The 19,777-nt window shown below is 37.8% G+C and carries 8 protein-coding genes; all 8 read left to right on the top strand.

Annotation, left to right across the window (positions count from 1 at the left end):
• Positions 1-6: 6 nt before the first annotated feature.
• The 8 genes from OK025_RS23845 (at position 7) to OK025_RS23810 (ending at position 19,771) form a co-directional block, all read left to right on the top strand.
• On the top strand, positions 7-5,136 hold the full coding sequence (locus OK025_RS23845) for a hypothetical protein (RefSeq protein ID WP_317667247.1): 5,130 nt from the start codon (positions 7-9) through the stop codon (positions 5,134-5,136).
• A 14-nt stretch (positions 5,137-5,150) separates the two neighbouring features.
• Positions 5,151-9,176, top strand: a complete 4,026-nt coding sequence (locus tag OK025_RS23840) for an RHS repeat-associated core domain-containing protein (RefSeq protein ID WP_317667246.1) — start codon at positions 5,151-5,153, stop codon at positions 9,174-9,176.
• 5 nt (positions 9,177-9,181) lie between these two features.
• Positions 9,182-9,601, top strand: coding sequence for a hypothetical protein (locus tag OK025_RS23835; RefSeq protein ID WP_317667245.1), 420 nt, complete (start codon positions 9,182-9,184; stop codon positions 9,599-9,601).
• 193 nt (positions 9,602-9,794) lie between these two features.
• A complete protein-coding gene (locus OK025_RS23830) occupies positions 9,795-10,574 on the top strand; it encodes a class I SAM-dependent methyltransferase (protein ID WP_317667243.1) in 780 nt (259 codons plus the stop codon).
• A gap of 138 nt (positions 10,575-10,712) precedes the next feature.
• Positions 10,713-11,141 carry a helix-turn-helix domain-containing protein gene (locus tag OK025_RS23825; RefSeq protein ID WP_317664289.1) on the top strand — a complete coding sequence of 143 codons (429 nt, stop codon included), beginning with the start codon at positions 10,713-10,715 and terminating at the stop codon, positions 11,139-11,141.
• A 14-nt stretch (positions 11,142-11,155) separates the two neighbouring features.
• Positions 11,156-12,004: an IS3 family transposase gene (locus OK025_RS23820; RefSeq protein WP_317664290.1), complete on the top strand. Its 849-nt coding sequence runs from the start codon at positions 11,156-11,158 to the stop codon at positions 12,002-12,004.
• A gap of 852 nt (positions 12,005-12,856) precedes the next feature.
• Positions 12,857-15,172 (top strand): hypothetical protein, encoded by a 2,316-nt coding sequence (locus OK025_RS23815; RefSeq protein WP_317667242.1) that lies wholly within the window; start codon positions 12,857-12,859, stop codon positions 15,170-15,172.
• Between the two features lie 27 nt (positions 15,173-15,199).
• Entirely contained in the window at positions 15,200-19,771 is a 4,572-nt protein-coding gene (locus OK025_RS23810) for an RHS repeat-associated core domain-containing protein (RefSeq protein ID WP_317667241.1), read from the top strand.
• Positions 19,772-19,777 lie beyond the last annotated feature (6 nt).

Below are 19,777 nucleotides of genomic sequence, written 5' to 3'. Positions count from 1 at the left end.
AAAGAAATGAAAAGAAAAAGAAAAATATTTGCAGTGGTTTGCCTGATTACTATGTTCTATCAGGCTTTCTGGCCAGTTACAGTTTGGGCATTGACTTCTGGACCATCGTCACCCGATGCAACAAGTTTCGAGCCTGTGGATACTTCTACGATGGTGAATCAAGTTACGGGAGATTTTGTATACAATGCTCCCCTACTGGAAGTTCCAGGACCTGAAGGAGGGTACCCATTGTCCTTATCATACCACGCAGGAATTACACCAGAACAGGAAAGTAGTTGGGTAGGACTAGGTTGGACCCTAAATCCAGGCTCAATTACTAGGTCCATTAATGGTTTCCCAGATGACTGGGCAAATTACCAAGGGAGTCGTAGAGATTACTGGGCTGGAGGAGTAACAAACGTGACGTCCGTTGGTGTAACAATTCCAAAGATAAATGTTTCTTTGGATGTTACTGTAGCAAAAGATACCTATCTAGGTGTCGGCATCGGATGGAGTGCCTCTTATACTTTTGGGTTGGGAGGTAAAGGGTCGCCATTAGGTATGAGTGTGGGGATTGGCTCTAATCCTTTTAGCAGCGGGTTTTCATTAACAGCAGGAGTAGGAATGGCCTTTGGTGAATTTGGGGGAAGCCAATTGGGAATAATGGGCTCTGTTGGCGAAAACAATTCAATTGGTGTATCTGCATCAGGCTTTCAGGGAATTATAGGAGCTAATATATCGACAGGAGGTGGTTTTTCATATACAGGGCTATCTGTTGCAAGTAGTCTTTCAAACGGGAAGGAAGGGATAATACAAACTGAGACTAAGAAAAAGGGCTTAAATTTGGTCTTCCTACGGTATTCTAATACAAGGACTAGGTATTGGTCGGATGAAACGGAATCGAGTAACATTTATGGTGCTCTAAATAATAAATCTTTTAGTGGATTACTTACCAGCAATGATCTGGTCAATGATAGTTATCAAATGCCCAATGATAACTCTGTCTTTTTTTCAAATCCTGAGAAATATCAGGGTGGTGCATTTCCGGCATTTGATAATTATGAGGTTACAGCGCAGGGATTAGGAGGGCTAATTCGACCTTATCTTTTTCAAGGATCCGTATCAAATCAGAATGTGATTGAAAGAGACGGTGGCGGAATAAGTAAGACAACAGTTCAATATGCTAACAATTCAAAAGTATCTAATAGTTTAGGTTTTAGATTTGTAGGCGATTTTTCCAATACTTTGCAGCAGGCAAATAACTCTTTTGCCCTTAACGCCACAACTATTACTTCTGGTGCTCTTCCGTTTGCTGCAGCCACAGGAACTGGTAGCAACTGGTCAAGTGGATATAATGCCACTGACCAAGTGCTTTCTGGTTCGAAATCTATTCAATATTTCAAAGTTGACGGAAGCGGCAATGTAATTGCGCCAAACAGTAATGTTAAGTTCATAAATCCCGTTGCCTTGGGATTGGATAGGAAAAAGCATTTAGGGACTTTGGCAGCAGGAACACAAAATAACGGTATCACAGGATTTGCGATAACTAATGAAAGCGGTGTAACGTACCATTACAATTTACCCGCCTATTCTTATGAGGAAGAGGTTTACCAAGAAAATAGGGTAAAGACAAATGGACTCAGATTTAATAGGCAAACAAAGAATGCTGGATATGCTTATATCTGGCATCTTACTGCCATAACGGGCCCTGATTATGTAGATAGAGGGACTATCGGAGTTCTCGACGAGGCTGATTATGGATATTGGGTTAGTTTCGAATATGGAAAATGGACTGATGAGTTTGTTTGGAGAAGTCCTACTGATGGATACGTTGTTAATTTTGATCAAAATTTTCAGGCAGTATCTCTTGGCAAAAAAGAAGTCTATTATTTAAATGCCATTAAAACCAGGTCACATACAGCAATATTTGAAAAAGAAATAAGAACGGACGGGAAAAGTGCCTCAAAAGAATCATTTAATAAAAATTGGTCCTCACAGAATAATGTATCAGAAGATTATAATAATACTGGGGTTTATAATATAAATTCAAATCAAAGTCTTAGACTTAGCCATATTTATCTATTAAAAAATGGGGTTGCATCCAGTTTGACACAAAATAAGGGCGGTAGTTCTGGAATGGTACCGTCGGGACGTACTGTTGTTTGTTCGGAATGTGAATTACCCAACAATATAATGGATAAGAATGATGTCGATTCTTATGGAAGATCATTGCTAGAGTCTAATTCCATAAGGGTATTAGACTTAAATTATGATTATTCGCTTGCCAAGGGAAGTACAACAAGTTTCGATTTTGGAAATCCCTCAATTAAATTGGGGAAGCTAACTTTAAAGTCATTAAAAACACGGGGAGCAGGAGGTGAGGCGATTGTTCCGCCCATGGAATTTGGGTATAACCTTGCGCCTGAAGACCAAGGCAAAACCCAGGGCACCATAACCAGCGGAAATATTACAGGGGTAAGCTTTGCTTACCAGGTTGGTGACCTGATAGAGACAGATGAAGTAAATCCTATTTATTGTGGTTATATCAATAAAATAACGCAGTCAGGGGGAACGTATAGCTATGAACTTAAAGGTGGAAATAGTGGTAATTTGGGGACTAGAAATATTCGAAAGACTAAAAACCCTCCCTATCTAAAAGATTACTATGATTTTTGGGGAATGTTCAAGTCGGACTATAGTTCTGGTTTCGAGCCGAATTACACTAGAATGCCGACAAAACGATCTATACAGTCTGTAGACGTCTGGTCATTAAGGACTATAAAAACCTTTACCGGACCAACTTTAAATATTGAATATGAAGGACATGATTTCGAAAAAGCATCCTATGGTATGAATAGACCTTATTGGTTTGACTATTTCAGTAAAATATCTACCGGGATTTATAGGCTTTCAAATACTAATATACCGGATTGTAGAGATTATTGTAATATCGGTGATGAGATTCGTGGACATATGGTAAGGTCTTCTGAGAAAAAGGATCCCATATACTCAACATTTAGCCCTGTAACGGACGTTATGGCTAATTTTTTACTGGAAGTAACTGGAGTAGGAATTAACTATATCGACGTAAGATTGAATCCCAGTGACGAACAATGGTTTTTTCATACAGGGGATGCAAATTATAGAAATACGAGCATGACCGGTTATAATCTACCTTCCAATCTGTCAAAATATAATACGCTGGGCGGAGCAGGAGTTCGTGTTAGATCTATAAAGTTAAAAACTATGGATGGAACTCGCGTCTCTACCGACTTCAGATATACAAAAGAGAATGGGAATGTGTCATCAGGAAGTACAATCTACGAGCCATTGGGATTTGTGCCATTCCGATATGCAAGTTCATTTCCCCAAACAGATCGAGATTATTATGATGCGTTGTTTAATGAAGGTTTATATACGTCTACTAAATTCAGTTCAGAGCTTCCTGGCCCAGGTATAATGTATTCGCGAGTGGAAACGACAACAAAGGTAAGTTATCCTGATGGAGTTTCCAGTTTACCTTCTGGGAAAAATGTGACAGAATTTATGACGTTCTCTGATATTAGAATTGATAAAAGCTTAATAGCTAGTGATATTGGCTCCGGTGTCTCGACAAAGAATTTTGTTTTGCGGAAGTTTATGGCACTTTTGGGTGAGCCAAAATCAATTTGTACTTATGATGCCAATGGTAAACTTATATCGCGTATTGTGAAGCAGTACCTTCATGATGGAATAACTGGTGACTTTTTTGATGGTTATAAAACAAAGTTACAGAAATTTGGTTATCAGGGTTTACTAAATGAAAGATTCTCAGAGGCAAAAAAAGTTCTGAATTCTGATAATACCTGGTCGACGTATGGGACCATGATCTCTAGAGAAGATTATCCATTAGTTAATTTAGGTACAGTTGAATACGATTATATTCACAATACAAAGACTTCTACTAAGGTTAATGCATTTGACTTTTATAGTGGAACAGTGACAGAGACTATCTCGTCAGATTCATATGGTAACAGCTTTCTGAGTAAAAACACTCCTGCATATTTTGATTATCCATCCATGGGACCTAACCAACTTGATGCAACTAAGAAAAATATGCTCACACAGTTGTCGGCAAGCAATATATATCGGTTAAATGCAACAGGAACACAAGAGTATCTAGTTTCGGCAAGTTATGATCAATGGAGTAATGCTATATCGGCGTTAAACGAGAATGGTGACATAATCGTACAAAATGGAACTGCAAGCAATAATGGAAACGTATGGCGGCAGGTTGCGTCATATCAATGGATGCCGGTCACCGGAGCAGCCAATAATATGACAGCTGTTGCAAGTTTTGTTGCTTTTCCTTTTGCTAATCCGGCCAGCGCCAATATTTCTTGGAAGAGAAATAATGAGACAATTTTAGTTGACCCATATAGTCATGTAATTAGTATTAGGGATTATAAAAATAATTACGTAACAACTCGATATGGTTATAATAACACAAAGCCTGTTTTTAATGGAACTTTTGCTCGTTATGGAGAATTAGTCTTTAGTGGGGCAGAAGATGAAAATATTAGTAATAATAAAAAATTCGAGGTGCAAAAGGGATCGGGTACAATTACTTCAGGTATCTTCCATACAGGAAAACAGAGTATCCAAATAGCATCGGGGCAGACTGGTTTTGAGTATACTGTTCCGGTCTCTGAACTTACTGCTGCCCGCACATATACGGTCTCAGCTTGGGTAAACAATGGGGGTGCAAGCAATGTAAAACTCTACTATCAGCTCGATGGTGTTCAAAAGTCAGTATCTGGGGCCTCTAACGTGAGTACTAAAGTTTCAGGAGATTGGACACTGATTAATTTTGATATTACATTAAGTGGAGGGGCAACGGTTAAGGTATTCGCTAAAAATGATGGGACAATAACTACCTATGTTGACGATTTCCGTTTCCAACCAAAAAATACAGAAAGCTCTGCTTCAGTTTATGATGTAATCACTGGTCTATTGAGTTATAGCCTCGATCGCAATAATCTTTTTACTCGCTATGAATATAATGCAATGGGACAAATTAAAGCAGTATATAGAGAACAGTTTGGAAGAATTCCTTATAAGATCTCAGAAAGTCAATTGAATTATAGTACAAAGAGTTTTAGTAGATTGCCAAATTAAACCAATTGCGGACCATGAGAAGACAACAACAAAAATGCTTGAAGATTGTGTGGAGTACAATCGCATGCTATATAACTTTTTTTTGCAACTCTGGAGCGGCTCTGGGGCAAACTCAAATCATAACTGCGGACCCGATCATTTTTCCGCCTGTCGGCCAAAGTACCTATGTATTATCTTCTGGCCAAAGCCTCGTTGCTAGAAGCGGGCAGTCCGTTACGCTGAATGCGGGGACGACAATTCAGCTAGGGGCTAGCGTATTGCTAGAGGTCGATCCTAATATTACGGGGCCCATAGACCCTGGTAATAATAACCCTAATGCAGATATGAACTGGGTTCTAGGAAAGAAGTTTAATGCTAATGGACAGGTTATTTCCGAAAGCAAGCTGTTTTTTGATGATAGGGGTAGGATAATACAGTCTCAAAGCCGGAATATTGAAGCAAATATGGTACTGGCTGTAGAACCTTTATATTCAGTTGAAGGGAAAACAATTGGCAACACGCTAGTCGCTCCAATTAATAATAGCGAACTCTTATATAAAGAGGGGTTTGCAGTCAATGGGTCCTCATCTCCTTATACTTTCCGAAATTTTGGACGTTATTTAAATAGCTCAGGTGCAAAAATAGATAAAACTAATGCGCCCGATGCGGTTGGGGGAACAGTCAATGGAACTCTTGGATGGTATTATAGTACATCAAATTCACTTGAACCGTATCAAGATATTACCTCCTTTCCTTATACAATGAGTATTGAACCATCAAATGGAACCCATATTTTTACACGTTCAGCCACAATGGGCGATGAGCTTAGAATGGGCAAGAATCATGAGACAATTACTTTTTCTGTGCCAATAACAGGAGAATTAGCTTTATATGAGAGTATAAGGAATAAGTTTTTCACTGATGCTGAGGTTGGGGGAAGAATACTTGTGGATTCTGCTGTGAGGAATATGTCCGTGAGTTTGGATCCAGATCGGAATGTAGGTGTTTCGATTTCAGTTGATGGAAGGCCGGTCCTCACTGCCATTGGGGGAGCTGATCTGACTGTTGTCAAGACAATCAACGTAGCATCGGATAATTCAGCATATTTTCCGGTATTAACGTCCCAGTCGGTAAATTTTAATGGTACTGCATCCAGTTTGGTAGATTATGTCCGGAATGAAGCAATTAGTACTGTTTCTTCCGGCGCAGTTATCTTGGACAAAGGATTATATGAACTTCGTGCCACGGGGGGATCACAAACAGTAAGTTATAATCTTGGATTGGGGAACATATCCATGAATTTCTATGACCAGTTGGGGCGGTTAAGAGCTACGATACAGCCTGAAGGAGTAAAAAAGCTTTTAAACGGAGGCCTTTCCAATTACGGGACACTCGAAAGTGTACCTTTTGTTCATACTTTTGAATACAATGCACAAGGTCTTCTTGTAGGGGGGATGATTCCTGATAAAGGACGTTCGGCCATTAAATATAATACTGAGGGCAAAATCCGGTTTTCTCAAAATGCTTTACAAAAACAGAAAGGCAGTTATACATACTATAATTATGATCAATATGGACGTGCTCTGCAAGCAGGAGAATATTTACCATCAGGTACTGGCATGGTTGCCTTTGAGAATATCACCCAAACAATGTGTGATGCGGCAGGTCTACCCTCAACTGTAGGTACTCAATATGAGATGATAGAATATCACTACGATGATGTTAATGCTTCTCATGCGCTGACTGGATATATTCAAGATTCATATTTTTTGGGTGGAAAAATTAGTTATATTGAGAAATATTCCCAATTAACAGGGAATGTTAAAGATGAAGCAAAGCTAATAAATCGTATTTGGTACAATTATGACGGAGACGGCAATGTATCCTGGACAGTTACGAATATTAACGGTCTTGGTCTTAAAACAATGGATTATGTTTATGATGAATTTGGTCGTGTTACAAAATCAATTTATCAAAAAAATACATCGCTAGAAACTTTTGTTCATTATTTTGAATATGACCTTAACGGCAAATTAAAAGCGGTTTATACAAATACAGTTGATAATATTGCAACAAGATTAGTTCATGCAAAGTATATTTATGCGCTTACTGGAGGTTTGAAAAGGATCGAATATGGAGATAAATTGCAGGGTATTGATTATGTCTATACCGTCGATGGTAAGCTTAAAAGTGTAAATAATACTAATTTGGGAACAAATGGAACTAACGACCCTGGAAAGGATGGTTCAGGGAATGGCTTTGCAATTGACGCTTTTAATGAGAATATTGAATATTATATGAATGACTATTCGCGGCCAGGGACAAATATATATGGTATTCAAAACGCCGCAGCTCCAGCTCGTTATAGTGGTCTTATGAATGGCATTGGTTGGCAAGTTCAAAAACCTAGTTCAGTAATTGGACTTGATGCTGGTTCAATGAATATATTTACATATGATAACAAAGGGCAGTTACTTAGCTCAACATGGGGAACGCCAAGTTATGGAGCGAAAAGTTTTACTGCGATGACTAATGTGAATCAAGAGAAAGGACTGAGCTATGACAATAATGGAAATATACTTACACTACAGCGTACTAATGGTACAGGAACAACCATAAATAATTTTACCTATTCTTATCAAACTGGTACCAATAAATTAATTTCAATACCAAGTTATGCAACCTATACATACGATGCCTTTGGCCAATTAAATTCACAGGTAAAAGGCACAAACGGAATGTATATGGATTATGACGTTACGGGTAAGATAAGTAAAGTCTATAGTGATGCTGGCAAGTCGACACTAATTCTTAGTTTTGTTTATGATCATAATGGTAATCGAGTGATGAAAAAGGATCACCGAACAAATTCTGTCAACTGGTATAGTTATTCTGGTGATGGTACTTTGTTGGCCGTTTTTGAGAGCAAAAACGGTGGTATATTGCAATTAATAGAGCAACCTGTATATGGTCATAATAGGTTAGGTATGCTGAATAAGCCGGGAGGGAGTTATAGCTATACTTTAAAAGACCATTTGGGAAATACGAGAGCTATCATTAGTCGAAATAAACTTGCTAGTGGTCAAGCTGATATTCTTTACTATGCAGATTATTATCCATTTGGGATGGAGGCTCGCTCAGGTGGAATTGACAGCAGATATGGTTATCAAGGTGTTTTTGCAGAAAAAGACAAAGAGACCGGTTGGAATTCTTTCGAACTTAGAAATTATGATGCTTCAATTGGAAGATGGATTTCAACTGATCCAGAATCACAATATTATTCTCCCTACCTAGCAATGGGAAATAATCCCATCAGTGGAATTGATCCTGATGGTAGTTGGGACACCTGGATGGGGGCGTTTCTTTTTACATTAAAACATGGCGGAAAAATTCATAAAACTGCTGAGGGCAAATTTAATGTTGGTATGGTTGAGAAAGGAATGCCTACTATATATGCCGGAAGGGGGGGGAATGGCTTTACCAGCATGGCTTTTGTGGCAGCTGCCCAGGCAAGTCAATCGAAAAAGAAGCCGCAATCATGGATAGAACGTGCTTATAATGCTTTCCAGGATCTAGGCTCTGATCATCCTTATTTTCATGCTCCACCAAGTGGAGAATATGGGCCGTACATGGGCCCTCCCGTTTATGCAGGAGCCTCTGTTAACGCGAATGTTGGAGGATCTAATGTGGGCCTTAGTGTAGTCGCAGATCAAAATCATAATGTAGCTTTATTTCGATCCTATACTGCATCTGGTGGATATAGACAAGGGCAGCTTGCAGCCGGAGGAACAACGTTGGATTTTTATATTGATGCAAGGGATAATAATCAAGATATTTTCAGTGGAATTGAAGGACGTACCCTTGATATTGCCATTGGCTATAAACTAATGATTGGGATTTCAATCCCATTAACTGATGATAACAAGTTCGATTTTAATGGAGTTTATAAAGTTAGTTTTGGTGCAGGTACGGGTGCCACAATTGGAGTTGATTATACTAAAAGAGTGCACTATTCTGATGTCGTTAAAGCATTTAATGAAGCATCTAAATTTAAATTTTAAGAAAAATGGCTAAGCTATTGGTTTTATTCTTTATTTTAATATTTTTTATTAGCTGTATCTTCACGGAAGAAGATTGTAGAAAACATAAGGATTTTTATCGTAAATATGAAGCAAATATTGTTTTGGAAAAATTACCAGAACTTGATTTTGATCGATATAAATTGTACGGTAAAGAACCTGGTGTTAATAAAGATACCATTCAGGAACTTCCTGCAAGATGGTTCGGTCAGTTGAATTATTTCTGGGCTGTCGGTGATACAATTGTAAAGAAAAAGGGAGAAGTCATTATCTATATTCACAAGAAGGTGCCGAAATTTGATACAACTGAGTTTACTTGCGAGCTTACTTGTGATAGATATATTATTAACAATATGCCAAAGGGGTATTGGAACGATAAGTTGCGCAAATTAGGCCTACGCCCATAATTTCATTGAGGAACTGCCTATTGATGTCTTAAGTTTTTTATTATGAGCCCTGAAAATTTAGTTTTCAGGGTTTTTTATGATTTTCGAATAAGATAGTGGTTTCTTTAATTTTTTATAGAAAAAATCATAATTTTTAGAAATAATTTAGGAAATTGTGACACCCAAAAACAAGTTATTTAATATAAACCTGCATATGAATGATCTAGAGGTATATTTTCGAAATAATAATGATAAGTTGATCAATAAGTGGATACATTATTTTGATGTATACGATCGGCATTTTAGTAAGTATAGAGGCAAAGAAATTGTCGTAATGGAGATAGGTGTTTTTCAAGGGGGGAGTCTTCAAATGTGGAAAAACTATTTTGGTGATAAGGCAAAAATTTATGGGGTTGACATTAATCCTCATTGTAAAGAGTTGGAAGAAGAGAACGTTGAAATATTTATCGGTTCCCAATCAGACAGAAATTTCTTGCGTAAGATAAAACAACAGATTCCAAAAGTTGATATCCTGATCGATGACGGGGGGCATACTATGCTTCAACAGATTATTACTTTTGAGGAACTCTTTAGTCATGTAAAAGATAACGGGGTTTATTTATGTGAGGATCTACATACGTCTTATCAGGTTTTTTATGGAGGGGGCCACAAGAGAAATGGTACCTTTATTGAATATAGTAAAAATTTTATTGATTATATTAACGCTTACCACTCTGAGCAACGTGGATTAAAAGTGAATGAGTTTACTCGGTCTGCCGATTCCGTTCACTATTATGATAGTATCGTCGTTGTTGAAAAACGTAGACATGACGAACCGCCTATGCATATGAAAACTGGAGCGGCAACAGTCAAAGATTTTGATGCGGCACCAACAGGTTTCGATGGGCTAAAGTGGAAGATTAAAAAACCAGCGTTAACAGCTATCAATAAGGCTCTTCGCTTCTTAAGAATTCGAGGATTTATATGGCGTTAGACCTTAGAGACTCATTAAAATCTTTAGATAAACCATATTCAATTAGGCACATAAAAGAGAGACCATGAGTTTTACTGATAGCCTCTTTTTTTAGTTATTTGTCTCGTCCTGAAATATCGATACACAAAAAGAATCGTTATGGAAGAAGGAACAAATTATGTAAAGCGGACTCAGCGTGATTACACTTTAACATTGAAGCTGAATGTCGTTAAAGAGATTGAATCGGGGAAATTGACACTCTCCCAAGCTCAAAAACAGTATGGCATCCAGGGAGATAGCACTATTCGCAAATGGTTAAAAAAATATGGTAACTTTGATTGGGAGAATCAAATACCATCCAATATGGCAAAGTCACCAGAACAGCGCATTTTAGAACTGGAAGCCAAAGTCAGACTGCTGGAGAAGCAAAAGGCTCAACTTGAGCATCAGAATCACATCGCTGATTCCAAAGCGATCATCTTTGACATGATGATCGATATTGCAGAAAAAGAATATAAAATCGACGTAAGAAAAAACTTGAAACCCGCGCAATCAATCGTTTCCGGCAAGAAAAACAAGAAAGCCTAAGTTTTACTTGTGGATTGTTCGGGTTAGACAGGCAGGTGTATTATCGAAGGATCAAACGTATAGCCAGGAGCCAGGGTATAGCCGGGAAAATTGTGGACTTAGTTCATGAAATACGCACTACCCAGCCAAGAATAGGCACACGGAAACTTTACCATATATTGGCAAGGGAGCTACAGGCATTAAAAGTGGGCAGAGACAAATTCTTTGATATTTTACGCGCCAACCATTTGTTAATTACACCTAAAAGAAGCTATCATACGACCACTATGTCACATCATAGATTTAGAAAATATCCGAATATTATTAAAGAAGTGACTGTTTGCCGTCCCAATCAGGTTTGGGTAAGTGATATCACTTACATAGGGAAGCGAGAAAGCCCCTGTTACCTGAGTTTGGTTACAGATGCCTATTCGAAAAAAATTGTTGGCTTTGAGGTCTCGCGGACCATGTGCACACCGCATGTTGTAAAAGCACTAAAAATGGCACAAAAACAAAGAAAAACAAACGAGCCGTTAATCCATCATTCCGACAGAGGGGTACAATATTGTGCAGAAGAATACCAATATTACCTAAACAAGTATCAGCTCAGGTGCAGTATGACAGAAAACTCTGATCCTTATGAAAATGCCATCGCTGAACGAATCAATGGTATACTCAAACAAGAGTTCATGATTGATACCTATCATTTAGATCTACATTTGATGAAGCAGATCGTAGCTGAAGCAATCGATATCTATAATAATGACAGACCACATTGGTCTAATCATATGCTAACTCCAAATCAGATGCACATGAAATCAAACATGAACTTCAGAACTTATAAAACAAAAAACAGTAGCAACCTATCGGCTACTACTGTTTAAATTATTTATTTTTAATCACTGAAAACCTGTATCGATTTTTCAGGACTAGTCAATTGTTTTATACAAAAAAGGTATTCTTGCTTAATAGAAGGGCAAACTTATCAATTTTTATCTTTAATTTTGTTTAATAAGCACTTGCAGCTAAAACGTATGTCAAACCAGTGAGTTATTCGGTGAGTCGGGAAATAGAAGGTTTGTAAATAATTGATAAATAGATTAATGCAAGTAGGGTTCGATTCCCCTACGGGCTACTAAAGATAAAACCTGCAAATATTTTTGCAGGTTTTTTTGTTTTTCAGTATCATATAAAATCTATATTGATTCAGATCGTGAGAAAGCTTGTTCATTCATGTTTCCTCTACGGTTTTAACCAAAAAAGCTATAGACATATAAGACCAACTGTAAAGCTATAGACGTATAAGTCCTTCCGCATTATTGCCGAGACATAACCTGAGTAGATGCTGAAAATATTTAATTTTATACTTTATTGTTTTGAATATTTTTCTTTATATTTATAAAGGTCAAAGTAAAGCCTTTTTATTAGCCAATTTTACGTCAGAGTTTATCTTTGATTGTTTGTACCGAATTCACATATGCCTTATTATATGCTTTGTTTCAAGAAGAAAAAAAAGAAAATTTTATCGAGGTATAACGTCTGACTTTGCTTGATAAATTTATTTGTAGGTAATATTTAAAAAAGTTCCGTTTTTCATTGGAAAAGGGGGAGTGCTTGTATGTAATATTGCCGTTTGTTTTGCAAAGTGAGAAGAAGAGGTATAGACCTGGGGCTGAAAACGGGATCCCAATAGAAAAGAATTACAAACCAATTAGTTATTAATTAACCAGTAGATTATGAGAAGATTCGTTATTGTCTTGATTCTATTTCATCTGCATTATCTATCTGCCTTTGCACAAAGTCAAGATATTGCAATTCAGGAGAAAGGAGTGTCAACAGATTTCAATAAAGGAAATGGCAGTGTTTCAACTTCCGTTCATCTTTTTGATCTTGATTTTGGAGACAAAAGTATACCCGTAGCACTAAGTTACTCCTCCAGTGGACTACGGTATGACGATGTCTATGGTAAATTTGGCGCTGGATGGAGTTTTAGTTTAGATTATAGTTTAAATAGGACAATAAGGGGGAAATTGGATGAATATTCAATTCTACCTAATATTGATTCTGTTGAAACATTAATTGCAAGCGGTTCGCCTTTGAACAAGCTTCAAAAGGAGAACGTATTGATTAATTTTGCGGTAAAGAACTCAATCAATGAAATAGGACTTGGTACGGCGGGGCAATTCCTTAAATCTGATGGGACAACACTTAAAAACTGGGATTCCGAATCTGATATTTTTAGCTTTTCCAATTTCTCGGGTGGTGGCAAATTTATTCTCCTTAATCGGGGATCCCAAATATTGGATGTCAGAAGGGTGCAGTTTTTTGATGCGCCGGCAGGAAAATGGAAAATAGAAAATGACTTTCATCCCTTAGTACCTTTTTATATATATGATGACGCCGGTATCAAATACGACTATGGTCCATTGGGTTTCACTAATATTTCAGGAAATAGCGCTGTTACCAGCCAACAACTCGAGATGGCTATACACCCCAATGGGGACTCTATCCGGATGGAGTACGATTTTTTTGGACTCAATGAACTTTCTCCGAACAGGTTTTTATCCATTCTGGAAGGTTGTGCGGGTAACAGTAGCATGCCAAGAATACAAACCAGAATTGATGAGATCGGTCCCGAAAACGATTATCAAACTTTGAGATATCTCACCGTTGCGGAGACAAAAACGTTACGCATCAATATGGTGTACACCCTGATCAATGACAGGCGTTTTGTAAGTTCTATACAGGTTACGACAAGGCAAAGTGCCCCAAGGATTATTCGAACCATCAGCTTTGAATATGGTGGCACTGGCGGACGTTTTACTTTTTTGAAGAAAATCACGATCAACAGTAATGGGGATAATAAAGTTTATGATTTTACTTACTTCAATGAAAATTCATCGACAGTTTTTGACCGCGATCTTTTTGGATTTGTCTTTACTAATTCGATGGGTGATAATTCGAATGTTTCAGCTTTTCCATTTGAAATTAATACTCTTGGGATCTACGCTGGGGAATTCTCCAATTTTTCTGCACCTTGGACCACGGGTAATCTGAACGCTCTGAAGCCAAATTTAAAAGTTTCGGATAAGACTACAATCAGTGAGGATAAAACAGGACTACTGAAAACCATTACTGAGTCCCCGCTAGGCAGAATTACCTGTTTTGATTATGACCTAAATAAACTGCAAGCGCCGATGAGCCTCAAAACTTATTATGCGGGATTTCGTTTAAAGGAAACTTATCAACAAAGACAAGGCTCAACTCTGAAAATGAACCATCGCCGTTTTTATTATGGAAATATCGGAAATCAGGAGACCATGAACGTAAATGGCAACTCAGGTTTAATTGGAGACGGTAAAATTATTAATGATTACTTTGGCAATAACCAAGTGAAGAATAAATACATTGTTCAAAAAGGTTTGGTTTTACGGATTCCGACCTCTTCTGGAAATACCTGGGAGCTATTGAATAAATATGAAATTTCTTCCAACTATACCTCAGCTTCAAGTTTTCTCGATTTGTTTTCCAATAATGTATATTTCGACAAGGTGCAGGAAGTCCAATTTGATGGCAATACTCCTGTGCAGATGAAAGAATATAAATTTAACAATGATAATGCGATACAGAATGCGGGCGAGCTCAACCTTCGTAATAATCAGATGAAAATTGTTGAGAGAGGTTTGATCAACAGACAGTATAGGCCGGATTATCTTGCAACGGTTTTTGTCGGAAAATCGCCATTACTTGCTCAAGAGAATATATACGAACTGTACAATAATACTTGGCGAATTAGAAAAAGGACTAATTATCAATACAAAACAAGGACCGGAGCTGGTATCAATACTGGAGAGACAGATCATGTGAGGCAGTTGATGATCAGGGATTTTGTGAAGTTAAGTGAACCATTTGTCGGAACAGATGGGTCTCGAGCTGCGCTATTATCTGACCTTGGAATAGATTCGTTTTTCGATTATAACTTCTACACCATAGATTTTAGTGGAAGTATACTTACGGGAAAGGATGTTGTGGACTATAAGTATAATAATTGATTCTTAAGAACTAAAAATTCGATTTTTATGAAGACAAACTTGATGAAAAGAGGTTTTGCTGTCGTTATTCTATTTTTGCATGTCACAATTCTTAATGCACAATCGGTCGATTCGGTCATTAGCAAAGAAAGATACAGCTACAATTCATATGGGGAGATCATAGAATCTTCTATGCAAATCAATAATGGAGCGGTAGATAAAACAGTTATCCAGCGAAGCGGTAGTCTTGGAGGATTATATTATCCTATGCAGGACAGCCTCCTTAAACATAGATTTCTTAACCTTCCGATTTTTAAGATGAACCTGCGGAACGATACGGTTATCAACGCTGAGTTTTACGAATATGAAGCAAATGGGAAAGGTTACCTCAAAAAACTGTACAAGACCCATTTTGCGATTGAAAATCTCGGACAGTTTAATTTTGAAAATGAAAAGACTTCGTCAAATCCTACACTTCAACTTGTTGGATCAAGTTATGAACTGGAATCGACGATAGAACTGTTTACTGAGAAAGGGCAGCCTTTACAGGTTAAAGAGAAGAATGGCATACAAAAGGCATTCATTTATGATGAAGAGGGGCGTCTTATTGGTAATGTCAGTAATGCAAAGCAAAGTGATGTAGCTTACTACTATGCTGCCAGCGATATCGCTTATTATAATAATAGAAATACAACCAAATTCGGTAACTGGACAATTTCCAACGGTACAGCTAGAAGTTTTTCTAAAAGTGGACTTGATCCTGCAAAAACATATATACTGAGTTTTCAGGGCAGCCTTACTTATACTCTACAAGGGGGGACTGTGTTGAAATCCTTTTCCAGAAAAATGTATTCAGGTACTTTGAATACACTTTTTATTAAAGGAGCATCATCGGTAACATTTACTGTGAATTCAGGAAGCCTCTTTGATCTGCGACTTCACCCAAGAGAGAGCCTCATGAACAATATCAATTATGGTGCAAATAATACGATAACAAATGAAATAGGTCCGAATTACGATCGCACACAGAAAATTTATGATTCATGGGACCGTTTAACGAATAAAGTCGATAATGATTTTTTAAATAGTCAAGACTATAGTTATTCTATTATTGCGCAGGGTGAAAATACAGTGTTTGAATTTAATTGGGATGGAACAAGAAATATCACCTTTATAGATCCTTTTGGCCGGGTGACACAAAAGATAAATCAGTTCGACAATGAATCCTTTAATGTCGCTATATTCAAGTATGATAATCTAGGCCGGTCAATAAAATCCTTTGATCCATTTGTTGTAACGGATCAGTCCATCTCCAATGTATTGAGCGAACCGATCTTTAATAGAGATACGGTTGCACAGTCCAGTTTTTATCGGGATACCCTGAAAAATCCAAATATGGATTTTAATCTCTATCCTTATGTGCAACATCGTTATGATAAATTCAGCCATGAAATCATCGAACAGGAAGGTACGGGGCCATATTTCAAAGTTTCCAATGCTGCAATTGCAAATTCTGGGCATACAACAAAAATTGAAGAGAAGAGATATAGTAAATTGAGCAGCAATCATAGTATCAAATATTGGAGCTATGACCAAACAGGGCTTAAATTTAAACCCTCGCATCGGGAAAATGTACTATTGGTCCAAACCATAAAGGGAGTTAACTGGACAGGAGGAAAGACAAATACAAGTGTACAGTATACCAATGAAAAAGGAAACCTGATCGTTAAAAAAGATTATCTGAGTGAAGTAGATTCTGCTGTTACCTATTATCTCTATGATAAATTAGATCGACTGGCTTATGTGGTACCTCCTAATACACCGAACATTGACATCCCTTTTAATCATGCCAATTTTGAGACTTATATTTATGCATACAAGTATGATAAATACGGACAGATTGTTGAAAAGAAAATGCCCGGCCAGGGAAAGATCTTTTATGTCTATAACAAAGATGGCAGTTTGGCAGCGTCGCAGGATTCTGTTCAGCGGCTCAATCGTATTTGGATTTTTAGTAAGTATGATGGGCATGGTCGTGAGCTCAAAACATTGGAATATAAATATAATGCTACGCGCACAGGTCTTCAGACTACGATAACCGCGCAGGCGACACCGTGGGAAGAAAAACTTGCCTTTGGATCCTATGGATACACGTCACGTGTGTTCCCAACAACAGGCAGTACAGAACTTAAGGTTAACTACTACGACGAATACGAAACCCTTTTACCGGCCGATTGCCCTTGGCGACTGCCGCAAGACAATATCCAGAGCCCCTACGATAGGGAGAATTTGGTGCCAATAGGGCTTCCTATAGCTTCCAAAGTAAAGGTATTTGGGCAGAACAAATACCTCTGGACCGTTTCTTTCTATGATATGCTTTCCCGAAATAGAAGAACGATTGCCAGTAATATAGTTGATGGTTATGATGAACAAGTCAATACCTACAATAACTCGATTAGTTACAACCTTGTATCAAGTGTGCGGAACTTGCATAAAAATCAATTAGATAGTGTTGTTTCCGTTACTTCTTATGAGTATGATTCGATGTTGAAATTAATAGGCGCTACCAATCAGATCAATAATCAAGCTGTACAATATTTATGGAAAAATTATCTTGATAAGACAGGGAAGATTGCCTATAGTGCAATAGGAGGTAATTCGAGCACAAATTTTATTTATACCATTTCGCCTAAATACGATTATAAAGCAAGGATCAGGTATATAAAGGGGAAGCTTAAAAATGGCTCTACACTATTTGAAAGTACCTATACATATGATAACATCCCTAAAAATGACTTTAGAGGCAATCTATCCTATGTCAGTCACAAACTAAATAATAATACAGTCTATCAACAACGGAGTAATTATACCTATGACGCATTTAATCGATTAAAAGCAGCAGGCAACTCTTTCGGCAATACAATTGATAATGGCTTCAAAGAATACTTTAATTACGATCTCTCTGGAAATATTACATCAAGCGGACGATATGCCAAGGTTTCGGGTTTAATACAGCAGGTTGACAGTTTAAAATATTACTATGACGGCTTTAAGCACACGCGGATAGATGATATCAGTACGTCGGCAGTGGCTGTCAAGGCATTGGGTTTTTCAGAAGCAGGGCAAGTAGCAGGTGAATATGTCTATGATGGCAATGGAAGGACCATCAAGGATCTGAATAAAGGAATCAATTATATTCATTATAACCACTTGAACCTTCCGGATACGATCAAATTTTCTAATAACAATGTGCTTACCTATGCCTATGACGCGACAGGTGGAAAGCTGAGTAAACATTTTACGGTTGGTACCACTACAACCAATACTTATTATGCTGGAGGGGCTGAATATTCTTCAATAGGAACGGGAGCAAAAAGTCTGAAGCTGTTCCAATTTTCCGATGGAGAAGTGAGACCCAATGGAGCCGCATTTGATTATCTATATCATGTTAAAAATCAAACGGAGAGTCCGTTGATGACGCTTGCTGTGAATGCTGCAACAAATGCTCATACGATCTCCCAGATCAATAACTATTATGCATTCGGTAATGCAGCTCCTTATGTTGAAGGTAATTTGGTTTCGGGAACAAAATATAATTATCTTTATGGAGGGAAGGAGATACAGGATGAAACGGGGTTGTATGATCATCACGCACGGATGTATGACCCTGCGATAGGCAAATGGAATATACCGGACCCCTTAAGTGAATATTTTTCGAACAAGAGTCCTTATAATTATTCGAGTAATAATCCAATTAATTTTAGCGACCCAACCGGTTTGTATGATGAAAGTTCATTGGTACAGATGTTTTCGAACTTGCCTTCATACTATTCTCCAAAATCCATCAAGTATGGGATTGAGCAGACGGAAACTGAGCGGTATATGGAGCAGGATCGAATGTGGAGTAATTATGATAGTCGTATATTTGGGTGGGGAAGTTATAATAGCAAGATCGCGGGTTTTAATGCGGCATTACAATCGGTGGGGGTTAACCATGTTTTCCTTCCCATTGTAGAGGTCAAAGGGTTTAGTTCTTTCAATAGTTTTTTAAATAGTATCGAGAGTATTGCAAGTAGGGCCTATTTGTCATATGAGAATGGTATTAAGTTTGATACATATATAAACCCGTCTGCCGCACATTTGTATGGGAATAATATTTCGACTATTAATGCGAAAGCATCTCCAGGATTAGCATTAGTTGCAACAGGTGTAACAGGCGCTAGTGTTGAAGGAGTCTCAGGAGGTGCAATTGCAGGGGGAATTTCGGGGACAACATTAACTTCAGCGGGGCTTGGAGCTGCTGTTGGTGCTTTGACATATGTTGGAATGAAAGTGAATCAGGCTGGTTACCCCGTAGATAATAGGCCTTTTAGCCAATCTGTACTTGGATTACCATCGCTGTCAGATACCAATGGATTTGTTTTTAGTAAAAAGAGTGGTAAGGATAAAGCTAATGATGTGCCATCTTGGGCTAGAGGGAAAAAACCACAGTCCGGTGAAAGTGGAAAAGAGTTTGCTAAAAGATTACTAGATGAGCATTATGGTGAAGGAAATTGGGAGGGAACGGGTCCAGGTAGTGAATTCAATAAGTTAAAGAAAAATGGTGATAGAAATAAATAATTGACT

It is taken from the genome of Sphingobacterium sp. UGAL515B_05, assembly GCF_033097525.1.
GTDB lineage: Bacteria > Bacteroidota > Bacteroidia > Sphingobacteriales > Sphingobacteriaceae > Sphingobacterium.
This window is presented reverse-complemented; position numbering and strand designations above follow the sequence as displayed.